Source organism: Chthonomonas sp., assembly GCF_035294165.1.
Classification (GTDB): domain Bacteria; phylum Armatimonadota; class Chthonomonadetes; order Chthonomonadales; family Chthonomonadaceae; genus Chthonomonas.
Genome location: NZ_DATGLN010000069.1, coordinates 1 through 7,950, shown reverse-complemented (window position 1 = coordinate 7,950; position 7,950 = coordinate 1). Strand labels below are relative to the sequence as shown.

Annotated in this window: 7 protein-coding genes; 5 read left to right on the top strand and 2 right to left on the bottom strand. The window is 57.6% G+C overall.

Annotated features, from left to right (window positions below; genetic code table 11):
- The 3 genes from VKV29_RS03365 to VKV29_RS03355 all read left to right on the top strand — a co-directional run.
- Window positions 1-403: hypothetical protein (locus VKV29_RS03365; RefSeq protein WP_324199887.1), on the top strand; the 403-nt coding region annotated here is incomplete at its 5' end.
- A gap of 34 nt (window positions 404-437) precedes the next feature.
- Window positions 438-2,132, top strand: a complete 1,695-nt coding sequence (locus VKV29_RS03360) for a tetratricopeptide repeat protein (RefSeq protein WP_324199886.1) — start codon at window positions 438-440, stop codon at window positions 2,130-2,132.
- Between the two features lie 23 nt (window positions 2,133-2,155).
- Window positions 2,156-2,938, top strand: a complete 783-nt coding sequence (locus tag VKV29_RS03355) for a class I SAM-dependent methyltransferase (RefSeq protein ID WP_324199885.1) — start codon at window positions 2,156-2,158, stop codon at window positions 2,936-2,938.
- Here VKV29_RS03355 and VKV29_RS03350 read toward each other — a convergent pair.
- Entirely contained in the window at window positions 2,919-4,238 is a 1,320-nt protein-coding gene (locus VKV29_RS03350) for an aspartate aminotransferase family protein (RefSeq protein WP_324199884.1), read from the bottom strand. The two genes, VKV29_RS03355 and VKV29_RS03350, sit on opposite strands and share 20 nt — an antisense overlap.
- A 186-nt stretch (window positions 4,239-4,424) precedes the next feature.
- Entirely contained in the window at window positions 4,425-5,531 is a 1,107-nt protein-coding gene (locus VKV29_RS03345) for an Mrp/NBP35 family ATP-binding protein (protein WP_324199883.1), read from the bottom strand.
- A 527-nt stretch (window positions 5,532-6,058) separates the two neighbouring features.
- Here VKV29_RS03345 and VKV29_RS03340 point away from each other — a divergent pair.
- The gene (locus VKV29_RS03340) at window positions 6,059-6,973 is read left to right on the top strand and encodes an SAM-dependent chlorinase/fluorinase (protein ID WP_324199882.1); all 915 of its coding nucleotides are present in this window, start codon (window positions 6,059-6,061) and stop codon (window positions 6,971-6,973) included.
- Entirely contained in the window at window positions 6,970-7,875 is a 906-nt protein-coding gene (gene rapZ / locus VKV29_RS03335; RefSeq protein WP_324199881.1) for an RNase adapter RapZ, read from the top strand. The genes VKV29_RS03340 and rapZ overlap by 4 nt, the downstream gene beginning before the upstream one ends.
- Window positions 7,876-7,950 lie beyond the last annotated feature (75 nt).

Sequence of the window (7,950 nt, the reverse complement as noted above, 5' to 3'; positions counted from 1 at the left end):
GCTTGAGGACGCGCTTGGCCGTGTGGCCGACAGCATTTCCGTCATCGGAACCGTTTTACTGGGTATAGCGCCCGATATGACCGTTCTGCCGCCCCTCGATCAGAACCCTATGAACCAATCTCAGGTCTATCAGGTTCAGCTAGCCCTCTCTAACGGAGGCCTTCATACCATCTCGCTGGTGAAGTTGGGCATGCTCCTCGACAAGATGTCGGCCAACTTTCAGTGCAACCCTGCCGACGCCGCCGTCTTCCCAAATCTCGCTCCGGGGCAGGCGGTCGTGGCGAACTTCACACTGCATGCCCTGCCGATGGCCTCAACACCCCCAAGCGACTACCCGGCGGAGGTCATCTATACGGCCGGTGGCGGGCCGATACGGGTGACGCTGGGCCTAAACACAGAGTAACCTTTACGATTTTTTTCTAGGAGAACGATCAAGAATGTGCTCGCAAACGGTTTTTAAAACTACTGCTCGACCCGGCCAACGCTTGGTGGTGCTTTGGGCGCCTCTTCTGGCCGGCCTCTTTCTATTGCTGGGGTCGTTGGCGGCGGCACAAGCCGATATCAAGATAACTTTTGACCTTAAAAATGGCGACCACATTAGTGATGTCGCGCGAATTGTAGCCCATGTGTCTAGCCCCAGCCTTATCACCGAGGTGGATTTCTATGTGGATGGGCAGGAGAGGGCAAAGGCGACGAGTGTGCCCTATGAGTTTCTTTGGGATACCATTCCCGACAAAGAGGGGCCTCATACCTTAAAAGTCACCGCCATGGATATTGACGGTGACACGGCCTCGGCTACGCTGCAACTTGTTATTGATAACCATCTCGAGCAGGGCGCTGAGGCGTTGGCCCAAAAGGCCCGGCAAGCTTTAACCGTCAGCGACCTCGATACCGCGCAACGCTACAGCCGACGCGCCCTAAAGGCCGATCCGAATAACGTGTTGGCCGCGCGCGTGCTCGCCAAAATTTATGCGCAGACAGGAGATTATGAGAAAGCAGAACAGCTGTTGGCCGGCCTGAAAAACATCAACAGCAGCAGTGAGGCGATGTTAGACCTTGCCTCCTATCGCATGCGCATTGCCCTGCAGCCGGGGGTGGACGAGCAGCACGCCGTAGACGAGATTCAGGCGGCACTTGCGCTTCAACACAAGGCCGCCGATCTGGCCGTGGAGGCCGTGCGCTCCAACAAAACCAGCACCCCACTGGCCTTAGGCGATGCCCTGTTAAATGCCGGGCACTACCAAGAGGCCGTAGACACCTACAAGCCGCTTGCCTCCGGCGAGAAGGCCCCCGTTGAAGCGGTAAACCGCCTCGCGTTGGCCTATATCTACACGGAACAGTATAGGGATGCATCGAGCTTATTGAGAATACTGCAGATCGAACGCCGTGCCGACGCGGTGTCGCGCGCGGTGGCCGGGCTGTTGTTGGTGCGCTTGCACTATCCCGATCGCGCTTTAACCTTTCTAAAGCCCGACATGGATCAGCCCTCTGCAGCGGACCTCATCGTCGCCTCATGGGCGAACCTGCAACTCGGAAAACGTCGGGTTGCTGCCGATCTCGCCCAGAAAGCTGCCGCCATGCTGCCGGACTCTGGCGATGCCGACTACTTGTTGGCGCTTACCTCCCCAGACCTAGGTATTGCCGATAGGGCGAGCGCCAGCGCGCTTTCTCTGGCCCCCTTCCAGCCCGGCCCCTATCTCGATTACGGGGTGCGCAAAGCCCTGCAACTTAAAGAACATCTGTTCAATATGGGGGTAGACCTCTGCGATATGGCCCTGCAAAACGACCCAAAATGCCCGAGCGCTCTCATTCTTAAGGCCTTGTTGCTTACCGAGCTAGCGCAACCGGAAAAGGCCTTCGTCATTCTCTCTAAACTGAACGCGGATATGCCCTCCGCCCCCGATGTGTTGTTGGCTTTCTCGGCCTACTATCTGGCCAGAAAGAACTCGGCGGAGGCACAACGCCTTTTCGAACTAGCTACAAAAACAGCCCCTCCTGTGATGAACCTGCAGCTTCCTCTCGATCCGCTGCCAACCATCGAGTTGCTGTTTCGGAGAACAGGGTATGATGCCGTGCCGTTTCTTAATCTAACAACGCTCTATCCTCCGCCGCCGGCAACGGCTATGCCTTAAGGGAGCGATCCAAAGCCGTGCCGATGAGTGAACAGAGTGCCTTCCGGCAGCTTGCCCCTCTTTACGATACCCTGATGCACGAAGTGCCTTATGAAGAGTGGGCACGCTATCTGGAACGGCTTCTTCAAGAGCGACAGGCGCAGCCAAAGCGTGCCCTCGACCTGGCTTGCGGCACAGGCAATGTCGCCGAGCATCTCCACGCGATGGGGATGGAGGTGGTCGGGGTGGATGTTAGCCCCGCGATGATAGAGGAGGCAAGGCGCAAGGCCGCTGAACGCCAACTGCCCATTCGCTACTATGTGCAGGATGCCGCTGCGCTTGAGCTTCCAGAAGTCCCCTTTGATCTCTGCGTGAGCCTCTTTGACAGTCTTAACTACATTACTGAGCCGGAACGTCTGGCAAAGGCCTTTCAGCGAGTGGCAGCCCATCTGGTGGGAGGAGGGCTGTTCATTTTTGATCTCAACACCGAATATGCTTTAGCGAACCGCTTTTTCGACCAGAACAATCTCGGAAGCGATGAACCGCTTCTTTATGATTGGCGAAGTACCTACTTTCCTGAAAAACGGCTCTGCCGTGTGGATATGCATTTCACCTGGCGAGCGCCCGATGGCTCGCAGAGGGTTTTCGACGAGGTGCATTGGCAATACGCCTATCGAGAACAGGAGGTGCGCGCTTTTCTTACTCAAGCCGGTTTTGACCAGATCGCCGTCTATCATGCCTACACACTGCGCCCGCCGGCACCCTATTCCGATAGGCTGTTCTATGTCGCCCGCCTATCTCCAACGCCTAAGCCGTCTCCCGAATAACCTCAAGAAGAGTGTCTAAACCCCTCCAAAGCGTCTCTTCGGGAATGTTGAGCGGTGGAATGAGACGCAGGGTGGCATTGTCTACCGCAGGGTCTCCTATACGGGCACCACAGGTGAGCAGGAGCAGGCCTCTTTCCCTTGCCCTCTGCTTGATCTGCTCACAGCGTGCGTAGTCCGGTTGACCCTGTGTGTTGCGGAACTCTATGCCTATCATGAGGCCCAAGCCGCGCACATCGCTTACCCCATAGGTGCCGATGAGGGGACGAAGACGCTGTTGAACCGCTTCTCCGAGCCTTGCAGCGCGTTCCACAAGGCCCTCGCGCTCAAGAATGTGCAGGGCAGCCAAGCCGGCAGCGCAGGCCACCGGGTTGCCCCCAAAGGTGGTACCATGCTCACCAGGCTCCCATTTGTCCATCAGAGCCTTGCGTGCCGCCAAACCGGCCAAAGGTAACCCTCCTCCCACAGCCTTCCCGAAAACGAGGATGTCAGGCTCTACGCCTAAGTGCTCGAAGCCAAACCACCTGCCTGTGCGCCCCCAACCGGTCTGAATCTCATCGGCTATAAGCAGCACATGGTGCTTGCGCAAAAGCGCTTGCATGTGTTGTGCCATGCGGGGGTCTAGAGGCACATAGCCACCCTCGCCCTGAACCGGTTCGAAGAAGAGCGCCGCGATCTGCTCTTTGCGCTCCTCTAGTATCCGTTCAAGCGCCTCGAGACAGCAGCAGGGACGTTTTTGACCGTTGAGGCAACTCTGACACCGCGGTGCAGGGAGGTGATGAATGTGTTCGCGAAGCGAGGATAGCAGCCCCATGTACGGGGCACGATGCGCGATTTTGGAGTAGGAGAGCGCCGTGGCAAAGAGCGTGCGGCCATGAAACGCGCCGGAAAACGCGAGAAACTCGCTGCGCCCGGTTGCCTTCAGCGCAAGCTTGGCGGCTGCGTCAATGGATTCGCTGCCGCTGTTCATGAAAAGAAACGTCCAGGGGGAGGGGCCGGGAAGCAGACGATCGAGAAGACGGCGCATCCACGCGGCAAGTTCCAGCTGGGGCGCGTGACGCATGGTATCCGACACGTGGAGCACCCGCTGCGCTTGAGCGCTAATGGCCTGTGCGATTTCGGGGTGCGTGTGCCCGCAGGCGTGCACGGCAATGCCCGCCGTAAAGTCTATAAGATGATGCCCCGCATAAGTATCAATCTCGGCACCATGCGCCTCTTGGGCTACCTCCTTGGTTTCGTATCCGAGCACCTCGGCTAACAGGCCCTCTTCATTGAGGGCGAGGATATCCTGGGTTTTTGTCATATGGTCATCCTTTCTCCGATCGCAGCATGTCGGCGCACCCTCTTTCAAATTGTCGGAAAGAGGAGCGATCTTTCGCAAGAAGCCTATCAAAAAGTTTGAGGAGCCTTCGCATCTCTGCGTCGGCCCCTCTAAATTGGGAAAGATGAAGTTGGGCGCGACGCCTGCCGCCGCGCCTCCGCGCGACGGCTACGTGCCGGTCATCATAGTCTGTTGTGCGTCTGTGCGGTCACCGGTTGCCGCCTCGATATCTTGGGCATACTGCAGGATGCTAACCTGCGAGGCCAAAGAGGCGGCGATTTTATGGAAGGCGCAGGCCGCTTCCGATTCGGGAGCCCCGATAACCACAGGCAGGCCCGAATCGCCGCCCGCGCAGATGGCGGCATCGAGCGGAATACGACCAAGGAAGGGGACATCGAGCTGTTTGGCAGCCATCTCGGCACCGCCCGAGCCAAAAGGCCCGCCGCTCATGTTCTCCACAACCCCAAGAATAGGGATGGGACGTTCGCGATTTTGAGAAAGCATGCGAAACATGGCGACGCTTTTGTTGGCGATCTCTTGTGCCACCAATTGAGGGGTCATGACCACAAGCACGCCGGAAAGGGGAACAAGTTGCGCCAAACTCAGCGGGGCATCGCCCGTTCCGGGGGGAAGGTCTACAATGAGATAGTCCTGTTCGCCCCACAACACATCGCCGAGCATCTGTCGCACCGCGCTGGCCACCATCGGCCCGCGCCACACTACCGCTTTATCCGGTTCCAAAAGAAAACCAAGCGACATCACCAAAACGCCGTGCGCCTGCACAGGCACGATCTTAGGACCCGCCGGTGTCTCCTTCATAAGGGGGCGTTGACGCACGCCCATCATGGTCGGCAGGGAGGGGCCGTAGATGTCGGCATCGAGCAAACCCACTTTCGCACCGGTTTTGGCGAGGGCGATGGCGATGTTGGCGGCCACGGTGCTCTTGCCGACCCCGCCTTTGCCGCTGGCTACGGCGATCACATGGCGCACTTTGGGAATAAGCTCTCCGGGGTTGGGGCGAGAGCGCACCTGCGCCGTCATCTCAATGTTCACTTGCTCGACGCCGGGAAGGGAACGCACCGCCTTCTCGGCCTGTATCTTCAGCATGTCTTTCACGGGGCAGGCTGGCGTTGTTAGCTCAATGCGGAGGGCCACGTTTCCGCCGCATACCCGAACGTCTTTTACAAAGCCAAGCGTTACAATATCTCGGTGGAGATCGGGGTCTTCCACCACCCGCAACGCCTCTAAAATCTGTTCTTTACTTATTTCGGCCATTTGCACAGTTCCTTAAGCGCCCTCAACTTCTCATTCTACCCCACTTGAGGGGCAAAAGCAAACATCGCAGCGCCGGTGAGATGTTTTTGTACCGTTACTCAAGATACGATTCGCCGGCACTTTCCGTTCGTACGAGGGTGACGCTCTGCTAAGGCTTTAGCCGTGCAGCTTCCAAGCAACGCACGAGCCACCGACTTTGTGCGTGAGCCGTTGCCGGGACAAATACCGGCCTGAGTCCAGAATACACTTGCTGAGGCGGTGGTTGCAAACCAGGTTCTGCACCTTCAGGTCTTCCAAAGCAATCAGGTCACAGTTCTGTATGGTACACAATCAGGCGACCCGGATGTTTGTCTCACCGGTAGCTTAGAGGGTTGTTTTCCCTATCGTTAGCATAGACTATTAAGTCAATAGAGGCAACCACCATCTCTGGCTAAAGCGACGCGGCTTTCTCGCGGGCTAAAGCCCTAAATTGTAAAGGAGGGTGGATCGTCTACCTATTATTGAAATAGGCGCAGGTACAATGAAAAATGAAGAAACAAGGGCCAGAAAAGACGATGGGGTTTACACCAAGACAGCCACCGCTAATCGCGCTTTTAACCGATTTCGGGACGCGAGACACCTATGTGGGCGTTATGAAGGGGGTCATCCTCTCGATAGCGCCTCAGGCGCAGATTGTTGACCTTACCCATGAGGTGACCCCGCAAGCCGTGCTGGAAGGGAGCGCGCGGTTAGAGGCCGCTCTGCCCTACTTCCCTGCCGGCACGGTGTACGTGGCTGTGGTAGACCCCGGTGTGGGCAGCGAACGGGAGGTGTGTGTGGTCGAAACGGAGGTTGCGCGTTTGGTGGCGCCGGATAATGGCCTGCTAACACTGCCGATTCGCAAGCAGCGTCCGCTGAAAGTGGCGAAGTGGAGTGCCCATGTAGGAGGTGCCTATGTGTTGCCTCGTATCAGCGCGACTTTTCACGGCCGTGATATTTTTGCCCCTCTCGCAGCCCACCTGGCGCAGGGGCTGCCCCTAGAGGCCATCGGAGCGGTTTGGGAAGCCTCCGAGGCCTCTTCACTGCCGACGCCCTCCCCCTCGCTCCCCTTGCGCCTTTTGGAGGTGCCCGTGCCGCTGACCCTTTCGGATGCACAGGGGCGCCCAGCGCTAGAGCTTACCGTGCTGTATGTGGATCGGTTCGGAAATCTTATTACCAATTTGGATGAGGAGACGCTGGATCGCTGGATGGGCGATAGGGGCATCGGGGAAGAGCGACTATGCGTGCGATTCGAGGCCGGTGAGGCGCCCTTGGTGCGTACTTTTTCCGATGTGGAAGTGGGCTGCCTGTTGGCCTATCGAGGGAGTGGAGGGCGCCTTGAGTTGGCGATTCGAGAGGGAAATGCGGCAAACACGCTGGGGCTGCACACCGGTAGCAAACTCTATTTAGTGGTAAAACCATGAACGAGAGGCCAACCCGACTTCAACTGGTGATTATCTCTGGAGCCTCCGGCTCCGGAAAGACAACCGCCTTACATAGCTTTGAAGATGCCGGCTACTTTACCGTAGATAACCTGCCGCCTGCTTTGCTGCCGAGTCTGGCGACGTTTTGCTTAGAGAACGATTTTGCGAAGGTTGCGGTTGTGGTAGATGCGCGTGTTCGTGAGGCTGTTCGGATGTTTGAACCCAACGTGCGCCTTTTGCGCGACCAGGGCCATTCGGTAAAGGTTCTCTTTCTGGATACGGAAGACCACGTACTCGTCGCCCGTTTCAAGGAGAGCCGAAGGCCGCATCCGTTCTATCACCCTCTGGCGCAGCCGCAGATAAAGAGCATCGAAGAGGCCATTGAGGTGGAACGTACTCTCCTGGAGGAAGTTCGCGCCATGGCCGACCGCGTTGTGGATACAACCACGCTAACCCCCATCGCACTGCGCCATCAGTTACAAGATATGTATGCGGATGCAGATGCGACGGGCATGCAGATCGTGGTGCTTTCTTTCGGCTATAAGTACGGCATTCCGGTGGACGCCGACCTTGTTTTCGATGTACGGTTTCTCTGTAACCCGCACTATGTGCCGGAGTTGCAAGCCCATGATGGCCGTGACGACGTGGTGAAGCAGTTTGTGTTTTCCGATCCGAGGGCCAAGCCGCTGTTGGAGAAGATGGAGGCCCTCATTGATTACACCCTTCCTGAATATGAGGCGGAGGGAAAGGCCTACCTCACCATCGCGATAGGCTGTACTGGCGGCAAACATCGTTCGGTGGTGTTGGCCGAAGCGTTGGCCGCTTATCTGCGCGGGCGAGGGGCACACGTTGCCGTGCGACATCGCGATCTGCCCGAACCGTCTCAAGGCAAGGAGGCCTGAACGATGAACCGACGCTCTCCTCTTTGGAAATGGCTCTACCCCGGCATGCATGTTAAGCGCTGGATCGCTTTGGGG

Bases quoted from the DNA above. Each gene is read 5' to 3' on its own strand.
- VKV29_RS03360 (WP_324199886.1), top strand. From the start codon at position 438: ATGTGCTCGCAAACGGTTTTTAAAACTACTGCTCGACCCGGCCAACGC.
- VKV29_RS03355 (WP_324199885.1), top strand. From the start codon at position 2,156: ATGAGTGAACAGAGTGCCTTCCGGCAGCTTGCCCCTCTTTACGATACC.
- VKV29_RS03350 (WP_324199884.1), bottom strand. From the start codon at position 4,238: ATGACAAAAACCCAGGATATCCTCGCCCTCAATGAAGAGGGCCTGTTA.
- VKV29_RS03345 (WP_324199883.1), bottom strand. From the start codon at position 5,531: ATGGCCGAAATAAGTAAAGAACAGATTTTAGAGGCGTTGCGGGTGGTG.
- VKV29_RS03340 (WP_324199882.1), top strand. From the start codon at position 6,059: ATGAAGAAACAAGGGCCAGAAAAGACGATGGGGTTTACACCAAGACAG.
- rapZ (WP_324199881.1), top strand. From the start codon at position 6,970: ATGAACGAGAGGCCAACCCGACTTCAACTGGTGATTATCTCTGGAGCC.